Here is a 279-nt window from a genome sequence, read left to right as displayed (position 1 = left end):
CGACGCACTCATCGCCGCCGGCATCGGCAAAGTCGTCGCTTCGCTGGCCGACCCGAATCCGCTGGTGGCCGGACAGGGATTCGCCAAACTTCGCGCCGCCGGCATCGATGTCGAAGTCGGGCCGGGTGCTTCCGAATCCCGTGAACTCAACATCGGTTTCTTCAGCCGAATGATCCGCAAATCACCGTGGGTTCGCGTCAAAGTCGCCGCGTCGCTCGACGGCAAGACGGCGCTCGAAAACGGGACCAGCCAATGGATCACCTCCCCACCTGCGCGCAC

General features: G+C 64.2%; 1 protein-coding gene. It reads left to right on the top strand.

From position 1 onward, the window contains the following. Nucleotides 1-279, top strand: a 279-nt coding sequence (locus QN397_RS26685) for a bifunctional diaminohydroxyphosphoribosylaminopyrimidine deaminase/5-amino-6-(5-phosphoribosylamino)uracil reductase RibD (RefSeq protein ID WP_323502530.1), incomplete at both ends; no start/stop codon positions are given.

The organism is Variovorax sp. RTB1 (assembly GCF_035018765.1).
Lineage (GTDB): Bacteria > Pseudomonadota > Gammaproteobacteria > Burkholderiales > Burkholderiaceae_C > Variovorax.
Note: the sequence above shows the minus strand (reverse complement) of the source record. Positions and strands in the feature narration are given on the sequence as shown.